At 64.9% G+C, this 19,817-nt stretch carries 19 protein-coding genes; 7 read left to right on the top strand and 12 right to left on the bottom strand.

The features are described from left to right. Positions 1-93 precede the first annotated feature (93 nt). Both VHN57_RS21775 and VHN57_RS21770 read right to left on the bottom strand, forming a co-directional pair. Positions 94-741, bottom strand: a complete 648-nt coding sequence (locus VHN57_RS21775) for a class I SAM-dependent methyltransferase (protein ID WP_010335491.1) — start codon at positions 739-741, stop codon at positions 94-96. 141 nt (positions 742-882) lie between these two features. Continuing rightward, positions 883-3,171: a CDC48 family AAA ATPase gene (locus tag VHN57_RS21770; RefSeq protein WP_423286090.1), complete on the bottom strand. Its 2,289-nt coding sequence runs from the start codon at positions 3,169-3,171 to the stop codon at positions 883-885. Positions 3,172-3,508: 337 nt separating this feature from the next. Here VHN57_RS21770 and VHN57_RS21765 point away from each other — a divergent pair, with 337 nt between their 5' ends. Continuing rightward, on the top strand, positions 3,509-4,393 hold the full coding sequence (locus VHN57_RS21765) for a LysR substrate-binding domain-containing protein (RefSeq protein ID WP_004209412.1): 885 nt from the start codon (positions 3,509-3,511) through the stop codon (positions 4,391-4,393). A gap of 92 nt (positions 4,394-4,485) precedes the next feature. Further along, a complete protein-coding gene (locus VHN57_RS21760; RefSeq protein ID WP_125998058.1) occupies positions 4,486-5,643 on the top strand; it encodes a GGDEF domain-containing protein in 1,158 nt (385 codons plus the stop codon). Between the two features lie 21 nt (positions 5,644-5,664). On the opposite strand, the gene VHN57_RS21755 is transcribed toward VHN57_RS21760, so the two are convergent. After that, a complete protein-coding gene (locus VHN57_RS21755; RefSeq protein ID WP_004209410.1) occupies positions 5,665-6,336 on the bottom strand; it encodes a glutathione S-transferase family protein in 672 nt (223 codons plus the stop codon). Positions 6,337-6,488: 152 nt separating this feature from the next. On the opposite strand from VHN57_RS21755, the gene acs reads away from it, so the two are divergent. Next, positions 6,489-8,432 (top strand): acetate--CoA ligase, encoded by a 1,944-nt coding sequence (gene acs / locus VHN57_RS21750; protein ID WP_423285400.1) that lies wholly within the window; start codon positions 6,489-6,491, stop codon positions 8,430-8,432. 118 nt (positions 8,433-8,550) lie between these two features. After that, positions 8,551-9,063 carry a cytochrome b gene (locus VHN57_RS21745; RefSeq protein ID WP_423285398.1) on the top strand — a complete coding sequence of 171 codons (513 nt, stop codon included), beginning with the start codon at positions 8,551-8,553 and terminating at the stop codon, positions 9,061-9,063. A gap of 123 nt (positions 9,064-9,186) precedes the next feature. Here the strand turns inward: VHN57_RS21745 and VHN57_RS21740 are convergent, their stop codons facing one another. Both VHN57_RS21740 and VHN57_RS21735 read right to left on the bottom strand, forming a co-directional pair. Then, a complete protein-coding gene (locus VHN57_RS21740; protein WP_423286088.1) occupies positions 9,187-10,395 on the bottom strand; it encodes a UbiH/UbiF/VisC/COQ6 family ubiquinone biosynthesis hydroxylase in 1,209 nt (402 codons plus the stop codon). 125 nt (positions 10,396-10,520) lie between these two features. Next, on the bottom strand, positions 10,521-11,612 hold the full coding sequence (locus VHN57_RS21735) for a branched-chain amino acid aminotransferase (RefSeq protein ID WP_004209406.1): 1,092 nt from the start codon (positions 11,610-11,612) through the stop codon (positions 10,521-10,523). A gap of 154 nt (positions 11,613-11,766) precedes the next feature. Here VHN57_RS21735 and VHN57_RS21730 point away from each other — a divergent pair, with 154 nt between their 5' ends. Together VHN57_RS21730 and VHN57_RS21725 are read left to right on the top strand one after the other, a co-directional pair. Then, positions 11,767-12,792, top strand: coding sequence for a threonine aldolase family protein (locus VHN57_RS21730; protein WP_423285396.1), 1,026 nt, complete (start codon positions 11,767-11,769; stop codon positions 12,790-12,792). A gap of 64 nt (positions 12,793-12,856) precedes the next feature. Continuing rightward, positions 12,857-13,741, top strand: coding sequence for a DMT family transporter (locus VHN57_RS21725; protein ID WP_423286086.1), 885 nt, complete (start codon positions 12,857-12,859; stop codon positions 13,739-13,741). A 70-nt stretch (positions 13,742-13,811) separates the two neighbouring features. On the opposite strand, the gene VHN57_RS21720 is transcribed toward VHN57_RS21725, so the two are convergent. Beyond that, on the bottom strand, positions 13,812-13,970 hold the full coding sequence (locus tag VHN57_RS21720) for a hypothetical protein (RefSeq protein WP_004209402.1): 159 nt from the start codon (positions 13,968-13,970) through the stop codon (positions 13,812-13,814). A gap of 212 nt (positions 13,971-14,182) precedes the next feature. On the opposite strand from VHN57_RS21720, the gene VHN57_RS21715 reads away from it, so the two are divergent. Beyond that, entirely contained in the window at positions 14,183-15,220 is a 1,038-nt protein-coding gene (locus VHN57_RS21715; protein WP_161730774.1) for an IS110 family RNA-guided transposase, read from the top strand. 202 nt (positions 15,221-15,422) lie between these two features. Here VHN57_RS21715 and VHN57_RS21710 read toward each other — a convergent pair whose 3' ends face one another. Genes VHN57_RS21710 through sufC form a run of 6 tightly spaced genes read right to left on the bottom strand, consistent with a single transcriptional unit; the run spans position 15,423 to position 19,812 of the window. Then, positions 15,423-16,256 (bottom strand): Rossmann-fold NAD(P)-binding domain-containing protein, encoded by an 834-nt coding sequence (locus VHN57_RS21710; RefSeq protein WP_423285394.1) that lies wholly within the window; start codon positions 16,254-16,256, stop codon positions 15,423-15,425. A 23-nt stretch (positions 16,257-16,279) separates the two neighbouring features. Beyond that, positions 16,280-16,642: a HesB/IscA family protein gene (locus tag VHN57_RS21705; RefSeq protein WP_423285392.1), complete on the bottom strand. Its 363-nt coding sequence runs from the start codon at positions 16,640-16,642 to the stop codon at positions 16,280-16,282. Beyond that, on the bottom strand, positions 16,642-17,103 hold the full coding sequence (locus VHN57_RS21700) for an SUF system Fe-S cluster assembly protein (RefSeq protein WP_423285390.1): 462 nt from the start codon (positions 17,101-17,103) through the stop codon (positions 16,642-16,644). The genes VHN57_RS21705 and VHN57_RS21700 overlap by 1 nt, the downstream gene beginning before the upstream one ends. Continuing rightward, a complete protein-coding gene (locus VHN57_RS21695) occupies positions 17,100-18,305 on the bottom strand; it encodes an aminotransferase class V-fold PLP-dependent enzyme (protein ID WP_423285388.1) in 1,206 nt (401 codons plus the stop codon). The genes VHN57_RS21700 and VHN57_RS21695 overlap by 4 nt, the downstream gene beginning before the upstream one ends. Then, complete coding sequence (locus tag VHN57_RS21690) at positions 18,302-19,054, bottom strand: SufD family Fe-S cluster assembly protein (RefSeq protein WP_278984485.1); 753 nt, start codon at positions 19,052-19,054, stop codon at positions 18,302-18,304. The genes VHN57_RS21695 and VHN57_RS21690 overlap by 4 nt, the downstream gene beginning before the upstream one ends. Beyond that, entirely contained in the window at positions 19,051-19,812 is a 762-nt protein-coding gene (gene sufC / locus VHN57_RS21685; RefSeq protein ID WP_423285386.1) for a Fe-S cluster assembly ATPase SufC, read from the bottom strand. The genes VHN57_RS21690 and sufC overlap by 4 nt, the downstream gene beginning before the upstream one ends. Between the last annotated feature and the right edge of the window lie 5 nt (positions 19,813-19,817).

The raw sequence follows: 19,817 nt of genomic DNA, 5'->3' as shown, positions 1-19,817 counted from the left end.
AAGCAATTGGTTGCCCAAGTCGAACAGGGAGTCAAATGGACGAAGGTCCGGATTACGTAATTTCTGCCAGATATTGATGCAGATCAGGAAAGATCAGGCCGCCTGGGCCAGCGCCTCGTCCTTGGCCGCGCGAAACAGGCGACAGGGCGGGATGTTGCGCCATTCCAGTTCGTCGCTGACCTGGCCGAAGAGCGGATCGATCAGGCGACGGACATAGCGCGAATATTGGTAGATGATGAAGCTGCCGCCCGGCCGCAGAACGGCGCGCGTTTCTTCGCAGATGGTTTCGCCCACGCCCGCCGGCAGGGTGGAGAAGGGCAGGCCCGAAAGGACATAGTCGGCCTTCTGATAGCCCGCCTCCTTGACGAAGCGGCGCACGTCGGCGGCCGAGCCATGGACGACGCGCAGGCGCGGATCGTCGATCGCATCCTCCAGATAGGCGACGAAATCGAGATTGAGGTCGATCGCCAGCAGGATCGCGTCGGGATGCATGCGATCGAGAATGGCCTGGGTGAAGGTGCCGACACCCGGACCATATTCGACGAACAGGCGGGTCCGCGCCCAGTCGACGCCGTCCAGCGAGCGCGCGACCAGTTGCGACGAGGAGGGGATGACCGAACCGATCATGCCGGGATGCTTCATGAACTGGCGGAAGAACATGGCCCACTGGCTGCGGAAGGAGCGGCTGCCACCGCGCGTCGAAATCCTGGTCTTCTTGTCTTTGAACGGTAGGGAGGCCATCAAAATCCGCCTGACTGACTAACAGAATCGGCCTCGCAAAATTGATGTCCGCTGGCAAGCGGCTTTGCGCGCCACGGGATAGAACGCGCGGCCAGGCGATGGGTTCACCCACCGTCGGCCGCGCGTTCTATCCCAAGTCCATCAGCGTTCGCGGGCGCGCAGCATGCCGGGCGCGATGAAGCCGATCGGATCGACCTGCATCGCGCTCTGCTTCAGCGTCGCCTGAATCTGCTCATATTCCCGCTCCATTTCCGGCGTCACAGAGGCGCGGGTTTCTTCCAGCGCCGCCTCGAAATGGGCCATGGTGACTGCTTCGACCTGCAGCGACTGGCGCAGCGCGATGAGGCCGGCCCGACGGGACAGATCCTCCAGGTCCGCGCCGGTGAACCGTTCCGTCCGGGCCGCCAGCTGATCCAGATCGACGTCGGACGCCAGCGGCATCTTCTTGGTATGGATCGCCAGGATGCGCTTGCGCCCGGCCTGGTCGGGCACCGGCACATAGATGAGTTCGTCGAAGCGGCCGGGGCGCAGCAGCGCCGGATCGACCAGGGTGGGCCGGTTGGTGGCGCCGATGACGACCACCGACTGCAATTCCTCCAGCCCGTCCATTTCGGCGAGGATGGTGTTGACCACCCGCTCCGTCACCGCCGGCTCGCCCAGGCCGCCGCCACGGGCGGGGACCAGGCTGTCCAGTTCGTCGATGAAGATGACGGTCGGCGCCACCTGTCGCGCGCGGGCGAACAGGCGGGCAATTTGCTGCTCGCTCTCGCCATACCATTTGGACAGGAGGTCGCTCGATTTGGTGGCGATGAAATTGGCCTGCGCCTCACGCGCGACCGCCTTGGCCAGCAAGGTCTTGCCGGTGCCCGGCGGACCATAGAGGAGGAAGCCCTTGGCCGGGCGGATGCCCAGGCGCCGGAAGGCGTCGGGATCCTTGAGCGGCAGTTCGACCCCTTCCTTGAGCCGCATCTGCGCATCGTCGAGCCCGCCAATGTCGGCCCAGCCGATATTGGGCGCCTGCACCATCACCTCACGCATGGCCGAGGGCTGGACCCGCTTGATCGCCGAGAGGAAATCCTCGCGCGTGACGGACAGATCCTCCAGCACGTCGGGCGGGATCGTGCCTTCCTCCAGATTGAGGCGCGGCATCAGCCGGCGCACCGTCTCGATCGCGGCCTCGCGGGTCAGCGCGGCGAGATCGGCACCGACAAAGCCATAGGTCATGCGCGCCAGTTCGGCGAGGTCGACCCGGTCGCCCAGCGGCATGCCGCGGGTGTGGATGCCCAATATCTCGCGCCGGCCGCGTTCGTCGGGGACGCCGACGACGATTTCGCGGTCGAACCGGCCGGGACGGCGCAGCGCCTCGTCGATCGCCTCGGGCCGGTTGGTGGCGGCGATGACGACCAGATTGGTGCGCGGCTCCAGCCCGTCCATCAGGGTGAGAAGCTGGGCGACGAGGCGCTTTTCCGTCTCGCCGGTGACCTGGCCGCGCTTGGGCGCGATCGAGTCGATCTCGTCGATGAAGAGGATGGAGGGTGCCGCCTTGGCCGCTTCCTCGAAAATGTCGCGCAGCTTCTTTTCCGACTCGCCATAGGCCGAACCCATGATCTCGGGCCCGTTGATGAGGAAGAATTCGGCTTCCGATTCATTGGCGACGGCGCGGGCCAGCCGGGTCTTGCCGGTGCCCGGCGGGCCATGGAGCATCACCCCCTTGGGCGGATCGACGCCCAGTCGCTCGAACAATTCGGGGTAGCGCAGCGGCAGTTCGACCATCTCGCGCAGTTGGTCGATCGTTTCCGCCATGCCGCCGACATCATCATAGGTGACATCGGCGCGACGGGATTCGCGCGGTTCCTCATATTCGGCGCGCAGCTCCACCTCGGTCTCGGCATCGATATGGACGATGCCCTTGGGCACGGTCGACACCACGATCAGGCGGATTTCCTGGAGCGCATAAGCGGGCGCCGCCAGCATCTGGCGCAGATGGGGTGGCATGTCGCCGGGCGGCACCTGTTGCTGGCCGGCGGTGGCGACGACATCGCCCGCGACAAGGGGGCGTTGAAAGAAAACCCGCTTCAGCGCATCGGGATTACCCTGGAGACGGAGATTATTTTGTGCAGGCGCGAACACGACGCGCTGGGCCGGACGCGGATCGATCCTGCGCAGCTGGACGAAGTCGCCCGAGCCGACGCCGGCATTGGCGCGCTGCAAACCATCCAGCCGCAGCACGTCCAGACCTTCATCTTCCTTATAGGGGCGCACCACCCGTGCCGGAGTCGATCGCTTGCCGACAATCTCGACAACATCGCCTTCGGCCAGTTGCAATTCGGCCATTACCGTCAGCGGAAGCCGCGCCAAACCGCGCCCGGCATCCTCCGGCCGCGCATTGGCGACCTGAATCCTGCGTCCGCTGCTGTCCTGATCGGCCATGGTCATCCCCGTCCTTTTGGTTGCGAAACGAAGATAGGTAACGCCGGGGGTGAGGGAAAGGGGCCGTGCTTCGTTATGCCCGGAACAAAAAAAGGGCCAGCGCAAGCGCTAGCCCGGAAAGTTTATAGGAGAGGATGCCTGAAAGGCCTTTCCTATGTGCGCTGCAGCAGGTAATTTTGCAAGTGCGAAAAGAATCGGGTGGTTGCAATTTTTGCATCTTGCCATTTGCCGCGTTTTCCTGCTCATTGCAGGTCAGGATGCTTGAACCGGGGAAGCGCGCCGTTCGATAATGACAGATGATGCGACGCAGCGGACCGGCTTATAGAATTTGACGATTATGCGCAGATTGCCGCCTCTTACGGCCCTGGAGGCCTTTGTTCAGGTTGCCCGTCTTGGCTCGGTCAAGGCGGCTGCCGAGGAACTCGCCCTGTCGACGCCGGCACTCAGCCGTCGCGTCCAGGCGCTGGAGCGGTTCATCGGACGCCCGCTGTTCGACCGCAAGCATCAGGCGCTGGAGATCAATTCCGAAGGCCAGCGGCTGCTGGACGACATCGCCCCGGCGCTGGATTCGCTCAGCCAGGCGCTGGAGAATATCCAGAGCGGCGGCAACCAGCTGCGCCTGCGCCTGGCGGTGATGCCGCTGTTCGCGACGCAGCGCCTTTTCCCGCATCTGGGCCGGCTGCGCCAGCAGCACCCGCAGCTGCATATCGACATCGAAACGACGCCCCATGCCGTGGCGCGGCTGGGCGAAGGGCTGGATGCGGCGATCGTGCTGGCCAGCAAGGATATCGACCCGGCGCTCTATGCCTATGAGCTGGACCATGAGCAGGTCTATCTGATCGGCCGGCGCGAAATGGTGGAAGGCCCCAATGCGCTGGCGTCACCCAGCGAACTGGCGCAACAGACGATCCTGCTGCATCGCGACATGGCCCTTTCCTTCGACGCGTGGAAGGACGTGGCGGGCATTCCCGACCTGCAGCCGCTGGCGATCGACAATTATGATTCCGGTCAGCTGATGCTGGAAGCCGCCGCCCAGGGACTGGGCGTGGCGGTCATGCATGCCAGCCATTTCGAACAGTCGGGCGACCCCCGGCTGATCCGGCTGTTCCCCAATATCCGCTGCGACAGCCCCTATCGCTATTATTTCGTCTGTCGCCCGCGCGCGTTGCAGACCCGGTCGGTGCGCATCTTCCGCGATTGGCTGGTGGCGGCAAATATCTGAATCCACGTAGAAAAAGCGGCATGGATTGAAATCCCTGCCACTTTTACCGAGCGCCCCCTTAACCTTGATCGGGCGCCTCCGTTATAAGCGGCATGACTGGGGCATCCACATCCACCACCGGCTCGCACCATGGGCTGACCGACCGCCTTTCCCGCTGGGCCCGTGGCCTGTCCGGCAAGCCGGACGAACCGCAGGTGGAAAGTGAGCCGCGCGCGCGCGCCGGCAGTGCCGCCAGTCGCGAGATTAATCGCCGTCGTCGCCTCTATGAGGAGATCGGCGAATTTCTGTTCGCCCATGATCTGGACCTGACGCCGCTTAATTTCGGCGTGGCGCTCGACTATCTGACCGGCGCCAGCATCGGCGTGGAAAAGGCGGTGCAGGCAGTGCTGATGGAGCGCGGCAAGATCAGCAACGCCTGGATGGAATCGCTGGCCGCCAGCCAGCGCGCGGACGAGGTGACGCCCGATGCGCTCGCCTCCATGCTCGACAAGGTCGAGGAAAATCTGGACGAATTCACCGGGCTGATGACCGAATCCCGCAATTCGGCCAAGGATTATGGCGCGGCATTGCAGGAACAGGCCAAGGGCCTGGCCGCCGGTGCCGACAATGAGCCGATCCTGGCCCGGCTGGTCAGCCTGACCCGGTCGATGGTGGAAAAGACCCGCCAGGTCGAAACCCAGCTGCGCGAGAACCAGAAGCAGACCCAGGCGCTGAAATCGAGCCTGGAGACAGCCCGTCGCGCCGCCGAGCATGACCATCTGACCGGCCTGCCCAATCGCCGTGCCTTCGAGGGCGTGCTGCGCGAGGAGTTGAAGCTGGCGAAGGAAGGCGACGAGCAATTGTCGGTCGCCTTCTGCGACATCGATCATTTCAAGCTGGTCAACGACACCCATGGCCATGAGACCGGCGACCGGGTGCTGAAATTCGTCGCCGGGCTGCTGGCCAAGGCGTCCGATGACCGCTGCCATGTCGCCCGTCATGGCGGCGAGGAGTTCGTCATGCTGTTTCGCGGCAAGACGGCGGCCGAGACCTGCGAGGCGGTCGACGCGGTGCGCGAGGATCTGGCCAATCGCAGCTTGGTCAACCGCACCAATGGCGAGCGGATGGAGCGGGTGAGCTTTTCCGCCGGCGTCGCCAATGTCCTGGCCTATGACGACCCGCGCGCGGCGCTGAAGGCCGCCGATCGGGCGCTCTACCTGGCCAAGGAACATGGCCGCAACCGGGTCTATCTGGCGGCCGAGGCAGACTAAACCGCGTCGTGCCCGTGCCCTTTAGAAATCCGGCTTTTCATAATGGGTCGGCGGGGTGATGACTTCCATCCGTTCGGACAGGAGCGGGCGGAAGGAGGGGCGTGATTTGAAGCCGGCATACCAGCGCTTGACCGGCTCATGCCCGGCCCAGTCGATGCCGCCCAGATAATCCGCCACCGACAGATGCGCTGCCGCCGCGATATCGGCGAGGCTGAGCGTGCCGCCGGCCATCCAGCTGCGATGGTCGAGCAGATAATCCATATAGTCCATATGGACGTTGGCCCGGCGCATCGCTTCGCGCAGGACGCGGGCGTCGGGCGAGACGCGCTCGATCAGCCGCTTCTTCATCCGCTCATGCAGCAGCGGGCCGACGACATCGCCATAGAAATTCTGGTCGAAGAAGGCGGTCAGGCGCCGCACTTCCGCCCGACCTGCGGCCGTGCCGGAGATGAGCGGGAATTTTTCGACCGTTTCCTCGAAATATTCGCAGATCGCCTGGCTGTCGATCAGCGTGACGCCCTTTTCCTGATCGACGACCACCGGGGTGGTGCCGGCCGGATTGAGATCCAGAAACTCGTCGCGCATTTCCCAGGGAGATTCGCGCACCAGATCATAGCCGATGCCTTTCTCGCCAAGCAGCAGACGAACCTTGCGGGAGAAGGGACAGAGCGGGAATTGGAAAAGTTGCCACATATGATCTTCTGTTAGGCCGGGGCCGCGCGCCGGGAAAGGCGCAAAAACACAGAAACGCGGCGAAACGCGCATCGCCCCTTTAAGTCGTGCTGCGCGCCTCCTACAACCTGCTGCAAGCGCATGGAATTTAGCGCACAGGAAAGGATAGCTGGATGTCTGACGATTTCTTCCCGGTTCCCTCCCAATGGGCCGCCCAGGCCCTGTTGGACCGGGAAGGCCGCGCGGCCGATTATGCACGCTCGATCGAGGACGCCGACGCCTATTGGCTGAAGCGGGCGCAGCGGCTGGACTGGATCACGCCGCCGACCAAGGCGGACGAAAGCAGCTTCCACGAGGCGGATTTCGGCGTCAAATGGTTCGCCGACGGTGAACTGAACGTCAGCGCCAACTGCATCGACCGGCATCTGGCCGAGCGGGGCGACCAGGTCGCCATCATCTGGGAACCCGACAGTCCCGACGCCGACGTGCGCCGCTACACCTACAAGCAGGTGCATGAGGAAGTCTGCCGCCTTGCCAATGTGCTGAAGGACGTGGGCGCGCGAAAGGGCGACCGGATCACCGTCTATATGCCGATGATCCCCGAGGCGGCCTTTGCCCTGCTCGCCTGCGCGCGGATCGGCGCGATCCACAGCGTCGTGTTCGGCGGCTTTTCGCCCGAGGCGCTGGCAGGGCGTCTGGTCGATTGCGATTCGACCATCGTCATCACCGCCGACGAAGGGCGCCGCGCGGGCAAGACCGTGCCGCTCAAGGCCAATGTCGATGCAGCGCTGGCCGAGGCGCCCTGCGTCAACAAGGTGATCGTCGTGCAGGCGACCGGTGGCGCGGTGCAGATGCAGGAGGGGCGCGACATCTGGCTGCATGAGGCAGCGGCGCAGGTATCGGCCGACTGCCCGCCCGAACCGATGAATGCGGAAGACCCGCTGTTCATCCTCTACACCTCAGGCTCGACCGGCAAGCCCAAGGGCGTGCTGCATACGAGCGGCGGCTATCTGCTGTGGGCCAGCCTGACCCATGAACTGTGCTTCGACTATCGGCCCGGCGACATCTGGTGGTGCGCCGCCGACATCGGCTGGGTCACGGGCCACAGCTATATCGTCTACGGTCCGCTGGCGAACGGCGCGACGACCCTGATGTATGAGGGCGTGCCCAACTGGCCGACCCCGGCGCGCATCTGGGAAGTGGTCGACAAGCATCAGGTCCACACCATCTTCACCGCCCCCACGGCACTGCGCGCGCTGATGAAGGAGGGCGATGATTATGTCCATTCGACCAGCCGCGCCTCGCTGCGCGTGCTGGGCACGGTCGGCGAGCCGATCAATCCGGAAGCCTGGCGCTGGTATCATGGCGTGATCGGCGAAGGCCGCTGTCCGATCATCGACACCTGGTGGCAGACCGAGACCGGCGGCGCGATGATCGCGCCGATGCCTGGCGCCACCGACCTGAAGCCCGGCAGCGCGACCCTGCCGATGCCCGGTGTCATTCCCCAGATATTGGATGGCGACGGCGCGGTGCAGGAGGGCGCGACCGAGGGCAATCTGGTGATCGCGGGCAGCTGGCCGGGCCAGATGCGCACGGTGTGGGGCGACCATGACCGCTTCTTCCAGACCTATTTCACCACCTTCCCCGGCAAATATACCACCGGCGACGGCGCGCGGCGCGACGCCGACGGCTATTACTGGATCACCGGCCGGGTCGACGATGTCATCAACGTGTCGGGCCATCGCATGGGCACGGCCGAGGTCGAGAGCGCGCTGGTGCTGCATGAAAGCGTCGCCGAGGCCGCGGTGGTCGGCTTCCCGCACGACATCAAGGGCCAGGGCATCTATGCCTATGTGACGCTGAACGCGAATGAGGAGCCGAGCGACGATTTGCGCAAGGATCTGGTGAAATGGGTGCGGACCGAGATCGGCCCGATCGCCACGCCCGACGCGATCCAGTTCGCGCCCGGCCTGCCCAAGACGCGTTCGGGCAAGATCATGCGCCGCATCCTGCGCAAGATCGCCGAGGGCGAAGTGTCAGCGCAGGCGCTGGGGGACGTTAGTACACTTGCCGATCCGTCGGTTGTGGATAATCTGGTCGCCAATCGTCAGGGATAAAAGACACGCCGGATAAGGACCTTATCGCCACCGTGCGTATCCTTTCGACATAGCTGGGCCGTGCGGGCGGGGTAGCGCGCGCAGGGCCCAGGCGAGACTTCCGTAAAAGGAGCAGCCCATGGCCCGTTACACGTCCGTCGCCCGCCTGTTGCACTGGATCATCGCGATCCTGATCCTGGTCAATCTGTGGCTGGGCTTTGCCCATGACAGCCTGCCCAAGGAATGGAAGGTGATGCCGGTCCACAAGTCGATCGGCCTCACTGTGCTGGCGCTGACCATCCTGCGCATCGGCTGGCGGCTTGGGCACAAGCCGCCAGCGCTGCCGGCCGCGATGCCGGGCTGGGAGAAGCTGGCCGCCAACCTCACCCATATCGCCTTCTACGCCTTCATGCTGATCGTGCCGCTGTCCGGCTGGATCATGTCGTCGGCGGGCGAGCGGCCCCTGAACTGGCTCTTCCTGTTCGACGTGCCGAAATTCGGCGTGGCCAAAGGCGATGCGATCGTCGGCATATCGCACGAGGCGCATGAGCTGATCCCCTGGCTGTGGAGTGCGCTCATCATCGTCCACATCCTGGCGGCGCTGCGCCATCATTTCGTGCTGAAGGACGGGGTGCTGCGGCGGATGCTGTGATCCGTAGAAGCAGAGTCCCGCCAGCCTGCCATTCCGTCATCCCAGCGAAGGCTGGGATCTTGTGCCTTCCAGCGCGTGATCGCCCTAGACCCCAGCCTTCGCTGGGGTGACGAACATTAGCCCCTAAACCATCTCGCCGGCGAGCAGGCGCGGGAGGGCGCCGGACTGGCCGCGGGCTTCGGCCATGAAGCGGTTCTTGAGCAGGCTGGTGCGCTGCACGGCGGCAAGGCCGGCGCGGCGGACCAGCGAGGGCAGCTTGCCGGGAATGTCGAACAGGCGAACCAGGCCATCCATCGCGACGCTCGTCATCATCGTGTCGAGGCCGCGCCAGCGCTGATAGCGGGCGAGCAGTTGCGCATCGCCCGGATCGAGGCCGAGGCGCATCCCTTCCACCAGCACCTCGACCAGCGCCGCCACGTCGCGGAAACCGAGATTGAGGCCCTGCCCGGCGATCGGGTGGATGGCATGGGCGCTGTCGCCGACCAGCGCGAGGCGGGTGTCGGTGATGCGCGCGGCATGGTGGAAGCCGAGCGGATAGGAGGAGCGCGGGCCGGCCAGGCTGATCTCGCCCAGGAAGCCGCCGATGCGCTTCTGCATTTCGGCGAGCCAGGCGCGTTCCGATAGCTTGAGCATCGCCGGCGCCTGATCGGTGGGCACGGTCCACACCACGGCGGATCGGGTGCCCGGCAGCATCGGCAGCAGCGCGAGCGGGCCGCCGACATAGAAGATTTCATAGGCAGTGTTGGCGTGCGGCACCTCATGGTCGATCGCGGTGACCATGGCGGTGTGCTTATATTGCCATCGGGTGGTGTTGATGCCCGCCGCCTCGCGCGTGGGGCTGTTGCGCCCTTCCGCCGCGACCAGCAGCGCGCCGTGGATCGTCGCGCCGTTCTGCAGTGTCAGGGTGACGCCATCGGCATTGCGATCGACATGGACGGCGCGATCGGGCTGGAAGATGGTGAGATTTTCGACCTCGGCTGCGGTCTGCGCCAGCGCGACGCGCAGGTCGCGATTGGGGAACATCGTCCCCATCACGCCATCATCCTCGTCCGGCACGAAGTCGAGCGCGCCCGGCTCCAGCCCGTCGCTGACCCAGATACGGTCGATAGGGCAGCCCTTGCCCTCCAGATGGGCGCCAACGCCGATCGCCTGGAGCATGGCGAAGCTGGTCGAGCTGATCGCCGAAACGCGGCCGTCGAAGCCGGCGGCCGTGGCCTGCACGGGGTCGGCCGGATCGATCACGGCGCATTGCACGCCATGGCGCGAAAGAGCGATGCCCAGGGTGAGGCCAACCAGGCCCCCGCCAAGAATGACGACGTCGAAGCGTTGCATGGGCATCTGTCTAGGCGCTTGAGAGCGCTTTGAAAAGCATCGCCCCCGCTTTCGGGCTGAAAGCGGGGGCGACAAATTGTCTCAGAGTCTTTTTGCGCCTACGGCGCATCGGCACCGGCTCTAAATCAGAGCGTGCGGACCCAGCCGGCCGGATCGGCCACGCTGCCGCGCTGGATGCCGGTCAGTTCGGCGCGCAGGCTTTCGGTGACCAGGCCGCCATCGCCATTGCCGACGGTGAAATCGCCGTCGGTGCTCTTGACCGTGCCAATCGCCGTGACGACCGCAGCGGTGCCGCAGGCGAATGCCTCGCGCAGCTTGCCGCTGGCGGCGTCGGCGCGCCACTGGGCGAAGCTGTAGGGCTCCTCGCGCACCTCATGCCCCTTGGCGCGGGCGAGGCTGATGATCGAGTTGCGGGTGATGCCGGGCAGGATGGTGCCGGTCAGCGGCGGGGTGACGATCGAGCCGTCATCCATGACGAAGAAGACATTCATGCCGCCCAGTTCCTCGACCCACTTGTTCTCGGCGGCGTCGAGGAAGACGACCTGGTCGCAACCATGTTTGATCGCTTCCTTCTGCGCGACCAGCGACGCGGCATAATTGCCGCCACACTTGGCCGCACCGGTGCCGCCGCGCGCGGCGCGGGTATAATGTTCCGACACCCACAGGGTCACGGCCTTCTTGCCGCCCTTGAAATAGGCGCCGGCGGGCGAGGCGATGACGCAGAAAATATATTCGTTCGACGGGCGCACACCCAGGAAGGCTTCGCTGGCGAACAGGAAGGGGCGCAGATAGAGGCTGCCCTCACCCGACGGGATCCAGTCCGCGTCGATCTTCACCAGCTGCTCGACCGCTTCGAGGAACATGTCTTCCGGGATCGCCGGCATCGCCATGCGTTCGGCGGACTCGGCGAAGCGGCGGGCATTTTCCTCCGGCCGGAACATGGCGACGCTGCCGTCGGCCAGGCGATAGGCCTTCATCCCTTCGAAGATTTCCTGGGCATAATGGAGCACGGCGCAGGCGGGATCGAGCTGGAACGGCTCGCGCGGACCGACGCTGTGGCTGTGCCAGCCCTGCCCCTCGGTATAGCGGATGGTGACCATATGGTCGGTGAAGAGCCGGCCGAAGCCCGGATCCTCCAGAAGTACCGCGCGCGCGTCCGCCGCCACAGCCTTGCTGCTGGGGGTAACGGTAAAGCGCGACTTCTGTTCGACGTCCATGGTGAGTCTCCTTATGCGTTGGACGGGGGCGCCTATGTCACATCCGGCCCCGCGAAACAATTGGTCATATATACTGACCAATTTTGGAATAAAGAGCCAAGGCGCCGTCGCTGGCCTCTTCCCGTCCCAGCGCGCGCCCTGTATCGCATGCGCCATGCACTTCTTTTCGGACAATGCCACCCCGATCTGCCCCCAGGTGATGGCCGCCATCGCCGGCGCAGACCATGCCGACCATGGCTATGACGGCGACGCGTGGAGCGCGCGGCTGGACGGCGCCTTTTCCGACCTGTTCGAAACGCCGGTGAAGGCGCAATGGATCGCCACCGGCACGGCGGCGAACAGCATCGCGCTCGCCTGCCTGTGCCCGCCCTATGGCGGGGTGATCTGCCATGAGGAAGCGCATATCGTCGTCGACGAATGCGGCGCGCCGGGCTTCTACACCCATGGCGCCAGCCTGATGGCGCTGCCGGGCGTCGGCGCCAAGCTGTTGCCCGATGTCGTGACGGCAAGGCTCAAGGCGATCCGCCCCGACGTGCATCAGGTGCCGGCGCGGGCGATCAGCATCACCAATGCGACCGAATATGGCATGGTCTATACGCCGAACGAAGTCGCGGCGCTGGGCGAGATCGCCAAGGCCCATGGGCTGGGCTTCCACATGGACGGCGCGCGCTTCGCCAATGCGGTGGCGCATCTGGGCTGCGCGCCCGCCGACGTCACCTGGCGCGCGGGGATCGACATCCTCTCCTTCGGCTGCGTCAAGAATGGCGGCATGGTGGGCGAGGCGCTGATCTTCTTCGGTCCCGAGCGTGAGGCGCGGGCTGCGGAAGCGGCGCGCTGGCGCAAGCGGGCGGGCCATCTCTTTTCCAAGGGGCGCTATCTGGCCGCGCAGATATTGGCGATGGTCGAGGACGGACTGTGGCTGGACAATGCCCGCGCCGCCAATGGCGCGGCGCAGGCGCTGGCGCAGGCCGCGGCCGGACGGCTGATGCATCCAGTGGAAGCCAATGAGCTGTTCATCTGGCTGACCCCGGCGGAAGCGGCGACGCTGCGCGCGCAGGGCTTCGATTTCTATGACTGGGGCGAGGGCGCGGCGCGGCTGGTGACCAACTGGTCGCAGGATGCGCAGAGCGTCGCGCCGCTGGCCCACGCGATCCGGGCATTGGGGCATCATGACGCCTGACGACAGGGCGCAGCGCGGGATGGAGCGGGGCGGGATGGAGCGGGGCGGGATGGAGCGGGGCGGGATGGAGCGGGGCGGCATCGCCCTGCCCTTCATACTCGTCACCCTGATCTGGAGTTCGACCTGGATCGTGATCCGCGACCAGTTGGGCAGCGTGCCCGCAAGCTGGTCGGTCTGCTATCGCTTCCTGCTGGCGGGTGTGGCGATGGCCGCGTTCGCGCGGATGCGCGGCGTGTCGCTCAATATCGGGCGGGCCGGCCTGGTCTTTGCCGCGCTGCTGGGCACGGCGCAGTTCGTGCTCAATTTCAACTTCGTCTATCGCGCCGAAGTCTATCTGACGTCGGGCGTGGTGGCGGTGGTCTATGCGATGCTGCTGATCCCCAACAGCATCCTGGCCTGGATCTTCCATCGCCAGCCGGTCAGCCGCGCCTTCATCGGCGGATCGGTGATCGCGACGGCGGGCATCGCCATGATGCTGGTGCATGAATATCGCTTTGCCGGGATCGACCCGGACAAGGTGGTGCTGGGCGCGGCCTTTGCCTGTGCCGGTCTGATGAGCGCATCGACCGCCAACGTGATGCAGGGCATGGACATCGCCCGCCGGCTGCCGATGATCGCAGTGCTGGGCTGGGCAATGCTGATCGGCGCGGGAATCGACGCCGCCTTTGCCTGGATCACCACCGGGCCGCCGGTGATCGAGCCGCGGATCGGCTATCTGCTGGGCATAGGATGGCTGGCGCTGGCGGGATCGGTCGTCACCTTCCCGCTCTATTTCGGGCTGATCCAGCGCATGGGCGCGGGTCGGGCCGCCTATACCAGCGTACTGATCCCGGTAATCGCGATGCTGATCTCCACGGTGGTGGAGGGCTATCGCTGGAGCGGGCTGGCCGTGCCGGGCGCGCTGCTGGCGATCGCCGGCATGGTGATCGCGCTGCGGGCGAAAACTTGAGCCTGATCGCCTGAGGTGGAAGCGCTTCGCGCTTTCACCGATGGCGTGAATCAGGCTCTATTCTATGATTCTAGAGCCTGACGCCGCCGGGCTGGTAGCGCAGCTTGGCCATGTTGAGGCGGGCGATCAGGCTGCTGAGCGATTCCGGCGCGGGGGCCGCGCGATCGGGCACGGACATGGCGTTGATGCGGTCACCGAGCGTGGAAACAGTCTTGTCGATGCTGGTCATGACACACCCTTGTTGATGCGGTAATCCCGCTTTCGGCGCACGCTGGTTAACGGGGCGTAAACCATGCGACGAACCGATCAGCAAGGCTGATTTTCTTCCACAAGACAGATGGGGTGATTGGGGCTCGCCACCGAGTCGGAGAGGTGGCTGCTCCTCGCAAATGGTAGAACGTGGTCCGTATCGAGCGGCCACAACCATGAGGAGAAGCAACCGTGAACTACTATGCCGGATTGGATGTTTCGTTGGAAGAGACGGCCATCTGTATTGTCGATGAGACGGGCGCGATCGTACGCGAGCTACGCGCGCCCAGCGATCCTGAAAGCTTGATATCGGCGTTCAACGGGGTTGCTTTGCCGATGGTGCGGATCGGACTGGAGGCCTGTTCGCAATCGGCGTGGCTTCACCAGGGTATGGCTCGGTCCGGCTTGCCGGTGTTGTGCATTGAAACACGACAGGCAAAAGCGGCCATGGGAGCAATGCCGAACAAGACTGACCGCAATGACGCGCGGGGATTAGCGCAAATCATCCGAACGGGCTGGTATCGGCAGGTTCACGTCAAGAGTGCCCCGTCACGGATGTCGCGCTCATTACTTGTGGCGCGCCGGACGGTGCTCTGTAAAGTGCGGGACATGGAGAATGCGGTGCGCGCCGTACTACGCGAAAGTGGGCTCAAAGTTGGAGCTCCAGGCCGCAAGCTGTTCGCCACGCGGGTGCGCGAACTCGCTGAAACCGACCCTTCGCTGGCGGATATTACAGAACCCTTGCTGGCCATCGTCGCCGCCATGCACTGCCAACTTGAACGGCTGACACGCCGTGTTCTTGAGACCGTTCGAGTTGAACCCATCTGCCGGCAGTTGATGTCTGTGCCTGGCGTGGGGCCGCTGACGGCGCTCGCCTTTCGCGCGACCGTGGATCGACCTGAACGCTTCCGACGATCTCGCGATGTCGGCGCCCATCTGGGCCTGACTCCAAGGCGATATCAATCGGGTGAAACAGATGTGCAGGGACGCGTCAGCCGGTGCGGAGACGAACTCGCGCGCACATTGCTTTACGAGGCGGCCCATACGTTACTGACCCGATGCAAGAAATGGTCGGCGCTCAAAGCCTGGGGCATGGGCATTGCCAAGCGGCGGGGGATGGCAAAGGCCCGCGTCGCTGTCGCCCGCAAGCTCGCGGTGATTTTGCATCGCATGTGGAGCGATCAGACTGAGTTTCGCTGGGGGAAGGTTCCAGCAGGCCAGATCGCATGAGGAGGCCCGAACAAGATCCCGTCTGAGAAGACGGGTAGCGTCGTTCCCATGGGGACGAAGGGCAAGACGATCTCGCTTAGAGTCCGGAACCTCAGCCCAGCTGAAGGTCGCGAAACAGATTGAGACGCCTTGCTCTCCATGACCCCATTATGCGGCGGCCTTGCGCCGACCGCGGAGAGAAGCGAGTGATCCATGGGAACGATCACGTAATCGAGGAAGCAGCTTGACCCAAAAGGCCCCAATCAGAGAAGGCCCTTAGACCTTCGACATGGGTGGGGTAAAGAGGTTTCCAATCAAGCAGCCGACGCGCCCGGCCATTGGCGACGCGGCGGTTTTCGGCATAGAAGGCCAGCGCCTGGGGCGAGAGGTCGGCCTGTTCCAGCGACAGCAGCGGCGGCAGCGGCTGGCCCAGCAGTTCGCAGGCGGTCGCGATCACATCATTCTGGGCGCAGGGCCGGTCGTCGGCCAGATTATAGGCGCCGGGCGGGCCGTCGAAGGCGGCGATGATGCCGCCGACGATATCGTCGACATGGACCCGGCTGAATATCTGTCCGGGCAGGGCGATGCGATGCGCCTTGCCGGCCCGGACGCGATCGAGCGCCGAGCGGCCGGGACCATAGATGCCGGGCAGGCGGAAGCGACGGACATCGGGCCGCAAGGCGCCCCAGGCGAGATCGGCGCGGGCGCGGGCGGTGCGGCGCCCCTGCCCCACAGGGCTCGCCTCATCGACCCAGGCGCCGGCCGCATCGCCATAGACGCCGGTCGAGGAGAGATAGCCGACCCAGAGCGCCGGCGCGGCGGCGATCGCGGCGCCATAGCGGGTAAGGACGGGATCCTCCTCGCCCTCGGGCGGGACGGAGGAAAGGATATGGGTGGCGCCGGCGATGGCGGCGCGGACGGCCGGTTCATCATCGAAGGCGATCGCCTGGGCATCGGCGCTGCGGCGGACGCCGGTGACTTGCCAACCCTCGGCCCGCAGTCGGGCGGCGAGGCGGGAGGCGCTATAGCCCATGCCGAGGATCAGCATGTGCAGCATCGGCGCCCTCCCCTGAACTGGTATCAGACCGTGAAGCTCTCGCCGCAGCCGCAGCTGCCCTTGGCATTGGGATTGGCGAAGACGAAGCCGGCGGTGAAATCATCCTCAACCCAGTTCATGGTCGAACCGATGAGATAGAGGACCGAGGCGCCGTCGATATAGAGGATACCGCCGGGGGTCTCGATCTTCTCGTCAAACTTGGCCTCTTCCGTCACATAGTCGACCGAATAGGCAAGGCCCGAGCAGCCGCGCTTGGGGGTCGAGAGCTTGACCCCGATCGCGCCTTCCGGTGCCTGCGCCATCAGTTCGGCGATGCGGCCTTCGGCGCTGGGCGTCAGCATGACGGCCGCGGGGCGGGCACGAGTCTTGGTGGTCGTCTCGGTCATCAGAGCATTCCCAGTTCGAGCTTGGCTTCGTCCGACATCTTGCCCGGATCCCATGGCGGATCCCAGACCAGGTTCACCTCGACATCGCCGACGCCGGGCACCGCGCCGACGCGCAGTTCGACTTCGCCAGGCATGGATTCGGCGACCGGGCAGTGCGGCGTGGTCAGCGTCATGGTGACGACGACATGGCCATCGCTGGTGACGTCGACCCCGTAGATGAGGCCGAGATCATAGATGTTGACCGGGATTTCGGGGTCGAAGATTTCCTTCAGCGCATCGATGATGCCGTCATAAAGATCGCCGCCCGGCTCACCGGCCGCGACTTCGCTGGGCTTCTGCGCCAGGAAACCGTCAAGATAGTCGCGCTGGCGCGGAGCGGCCTCCGCCTCTTCCACGCGCGCCTTGGGCGGGGTTTCCACCGCGTCGACTTCTTCCACCATGAACTTCTTTTCCTCGGTCATCCGAAGATCTTCCTTACCCGTTCGATGCCCTTGACCAGCGCATCCACGTCGCTGTCGTCGCTGTAGATGCCGAAACTGGCCCGTGCGGTCGCCTCGACGCCCAGATGCCGCATCAGCGGCTGAGCGCAATGATGGCCGGCGCGGATCGCGACACCCGTTTCGTCCAATATGGTGCCGACATCGTGCGGATGCACCCCCTCCACCTCGAAAGAAAGGATGCCGGCCGAATCTTCGGGGCCGAACACGCGCACGCTGTTGATCTGGCTGATCGCGGTGCGGGCCTTGGCCACCATGGCGCATTCATGGGCGTGGATGGTGTCAAGGCCGATGCCCTGCACATAGTCGATCGCCGCCGACAGGCCGACGACGCCGACGATATGCGGCGTCCCCGCCTCGAACCGGGTCGGCGCGGGGGCATAGGTGGTCTTTTCGAACGTCACCTTGTCGATCATCGACCCACCGCCCTGATAGGGGGGCATGGCGTCCAGCAGTTCCTTGCGGCCCCACAGCACGCCGATGCCGGTCGGGCCGTAGAGCTTGTGCGCGGAGAAGACGTAGAAATCGCAGTCGAGCGCCTGCACATCGACAGCGAGGCGGGGGACCGCCTGGCAACCGTCGATCAATATCTTGGCGCCGACCATATGGGCGATGTCGGCCGCGCGGCGGCAATCGAGCACGCTGCCGAGCACATTCGACACATGGGCAAGCGCGACCATGCGGTGCTGCGGCGTGATCATCGCGCGCATCGCGTCGAGATCGATCCGGCCATCCTGCGTCAGCGGCACCACGTCGATCTGGGCGCCGACCTTTTCGGCGACGATCTGCCAGGGGACGATATTGCTGTGATGTTCAAGCGTGGACAGCAGGATGCGGTCGTCCGCCTTGAGCTGCGTACCGGCCCAGCACTGGGCAACCAGGTTGATGCCCTCGGTCGCACCGCGGACATAGACGATCTCGCTGTCCGACGCGGCGCCGATGAAGCCGGCGACCTTGCGCCGGGCGGCCTCATAGGCGAGCGTCATATTGGCCGAGCGTTCATAGACGCCGCGATGCACGGTGGCATAGTCCGGGCCATAGGCACGGGCGATCGCGTCGATCACGGCGGTCGGCTTCTGCGCGGTGGCGGCGCTGTCGAGATAATGCCAGTCGCCGACACCGGGGAAATCGTCCCGCAGGCGCAGGCCTTGGGCGAGATCGGTCATACCAGCGTCCCCAGCTTGGCGAGCGCCGCCGCCTCGAACCGCTCGCGCAGATCGTCCTGCGCGACATCGTCGAACACGCCCGCGACGAAGGCTTTCAACAGCAAGGTCTTGGCGGTTGCCGGGTCCATGCCGCGCGAGGCCATGTAGAAGAGCGCCTGCTTGTCCAGCTCGCCGACGGTCGCGCCATGGGCGCATTTCACGTCGTCGGCATAGATTTCCAGTTCCGGCTTGGCGTTCGCCGTGGCGGTGCGGTCGAGCAGCATCGCCTTGATCGACTGGAAGGCGTCGGTGCGCTGGGCATCGCGGGCGACATTGATGCTGCCCAGATAATTGCCGGTGGCATGGCTACCCAGGATCGAGCGGACGGTCTGGCCGCTGGTCGCGTCGGGCTGGGCATGGGTGACGCTGGTGATGATCTCCAGCGTCTGCTCGCCACCGCCGATGATCGCGCCGTTCAGTTCGAAATGGCTGCCCTTGCCGAGCGTGACAGCGAAAGTGACACGTCCAAGCTTGCCGCCAATGTTGAGCAGATGGAAATCGAACCGGGCACCGTCAGCGATATCAATGACATAGTCATGCACCGCGGTCGTGCCATCGGCCGCGTCCTGCAGCAGATGGTCATGCGCGCTTTCGCCCTCCGCCACCGTGATCCGGGTCGCGGCCGGCACCGGCCAGGCAGCGGCGAGTGCGTCAAGATCGCTGTAACGCCAGGCTTCATCCTTGCGCGTGGGGAGAGCAAGCAGGGTCACGCCGCGGTCACCTCGGCCCCAAGCACTTCTGAATAGCCTTCGCTTTCCAGCTGCAGCGCCAGTTCGGGGCCGCCCGACTTGGCGATCCGGCCGACGGCCAGGACGTGGACGAAGTCCGGCTTCACATAGTCGAGCAGGCGCTGATAATGGGTGATCAGCAGCACCGCCTTGTCAGGCTTGCGCATGATCGCGTTGATGCCCGCGCCGACGGTCTTGAGCGCGTCGATGTCGAGGCCCGAGTCGGTTTCGTCGAGGATCGCGAGCTTGGGATCGAGGATGCCCATCTGCACCATTTCGGCGCGCTTCTTTTCGCCGCCGGAAAAGCCGACATTCACCGGACGCTTGAGCATCTCCATGTCGAGGCCGAGCAGCCCGGCCTTTTCCTTGGCCAGCTTGATGAACTCGCCACCGTTCAGTTCCTTCTCGCCGCGCGCGCGGCGCTGCGAATTGAGGCTTTCGCGCAGGAACTGCAGGTTGGAGACGCCGGGAATCTCGACCGGATATTGGAAGCCGAGGAACAGGCCGGCAGCGGCGCGCTCATGCGGGTCCATCTCGAACAGGTCAGCACCTTCGAAGGTCGCGGTGCCGCCGGTCACGTCATAGTTCGGACGGCCGCCCAGCGTGTAGGCAAGGGTCGACTTGCCGGCGCCGTTCGGCCCCATGATCGCATGGATTTCGCCCGCATTGATCTGGAGCGACAGGCCCTTGAGGATCGCCTTGCCGTCGATTTCGTTGGTGAGATTGTCGATCGTCAGCATCTTGT

The organism is Sphingobium salicis subsp. salicis (genome assembly GCF_049472635.1).
GTDB lineage: Bacteria > Pseudomonadota > Alphaproteobacteria > Sphingomonadales > Sphingomonadaceae > Sphingobium > Sphingobium yanoikuyae_A.
The sequence above is the reverse complement of the archived record's forward strand: the minus strand, read 5'-3'. Positions and strand labels throughout refer to the sequence as shown.

Bases quoted from the DNA above. Each gene is read 5' to 3' on its own strand.
- VHN57_RS21740 (WP_423286088.1), bottom strand. From the start codon at position 10,395: ATGCAACGCTTCGACGTCGTCATTCTTGGCGGGGGCCTGGTTGGCCTC.
- sufC (WP_423285386.1), bottom strand. From the start codon at position 19,812: ATGCTGACGATCGACAATCTCACCAACGAAATCGACGGCAAGGCGATC.
- VHN57_RS21705 (WP_423285392.1), bottom strand. From the start codon at position 16,642: ATGACCGAGACGACCACCAAGACTCGTGCCCGCCCCGCGGCCGTCATG.
- VHN57_RS21755 (WP_004209410.1), bottom strand. From the start codon at position 6,336: ATGTGGCAACTTTTCCAATTCCCGCTCTGTCCCTTCTCCCGCAAGGTT.
- acs (WP_423285400.1), top strand. From the start codon at position 6,489: ATGTCTGACGATTTCTTCCCGGTTCCCTCCCAATGGGCCGCCCAGGCC.
- VHN57_RS21730 (WP_423285396.1), top strand. From the start codon at position 11,767: ATGCACTTCTTTTCGGACAATGCCACCCCGATCTGCCCCCAGGTGATG.
- VHN57_RS21700 (WP_423285390.1), bottom strand. From the start codon at position 17,103: ATGACCGAGGAAAAGAAGTTCATGGTGGAAGAAGTCGACGCGGTGGAA.
- VHN57_RS21770 (WP_423286090.1), bottom strand. From the start codon at position 3,171: ATGGCCGATCAGGACAGCAGCGGACGCAGGATTCAGGTCGCCAATGCG.
- VHN57_RS21745 (WP_423285398.1), top strand. From the start codon at position 8,551: ATGGCCCGTTACACGTCCGTCGCCCGCCTGTTGCACTGGATCATCGCG.
- VHN57_RS21760 (WP_125998058.1), top strand. From the start codon at position 4,486: ATGACTGGGGCATCCACATCCACCACCGGCTCGCACCATGGGCTGACC.
- VHN57_RS21725 (WP_423286086.1), top strand. From the start codon at position 12,857: ATGGAGCGGGGCGGCATCGCCCTGCCCTTCATACTCGTCACCCTGATC.
- VHN57_RS21775 (WP_010335491.1), bottom strand. From the start codon at position 741: ATGGCCTCCCTACCGTTCAAAGACAAGAAGACCAGGATTTCGACGCGC.
- VHN57_RS21720 (WP_004209402.1), bottom strand. From the start codon at position 13,970: ATGACCAGCATCGACAAGACTGTTTCCACGCTCGGTGACCGCATCAAC.
- VHN57_RS21765 (WP_004209412.1), top strand. From the start codon at position 3,509: ATGCGCAGATTGCCGCCTCTTACGGCCCTGGAGGCCTTTGTTCAGGTT.
- VHN57_RS21695 (WP_423285388.1), bottom strand. From the start codon at position 18,305: ATGACCGATCTCGCCCAAGGCCTGCGCCTGCGGGACGATTTCCCCGGT.
- VHN57_RS21735 (WP_004209406.1), bottom strand. From the start codon at position 11,612: ATGGACGTCGAACAGAAGTCGCGCTTTACCGTTACCCCCAGCAGCAAG.
- VHN57_RS21710 (WP_423285394.1), bottom strand. From the start codon at position 16,256: ATGCTGCACATGCTGATCCTCGGCATGGGCTATAGCGCCTCCCGCCTC.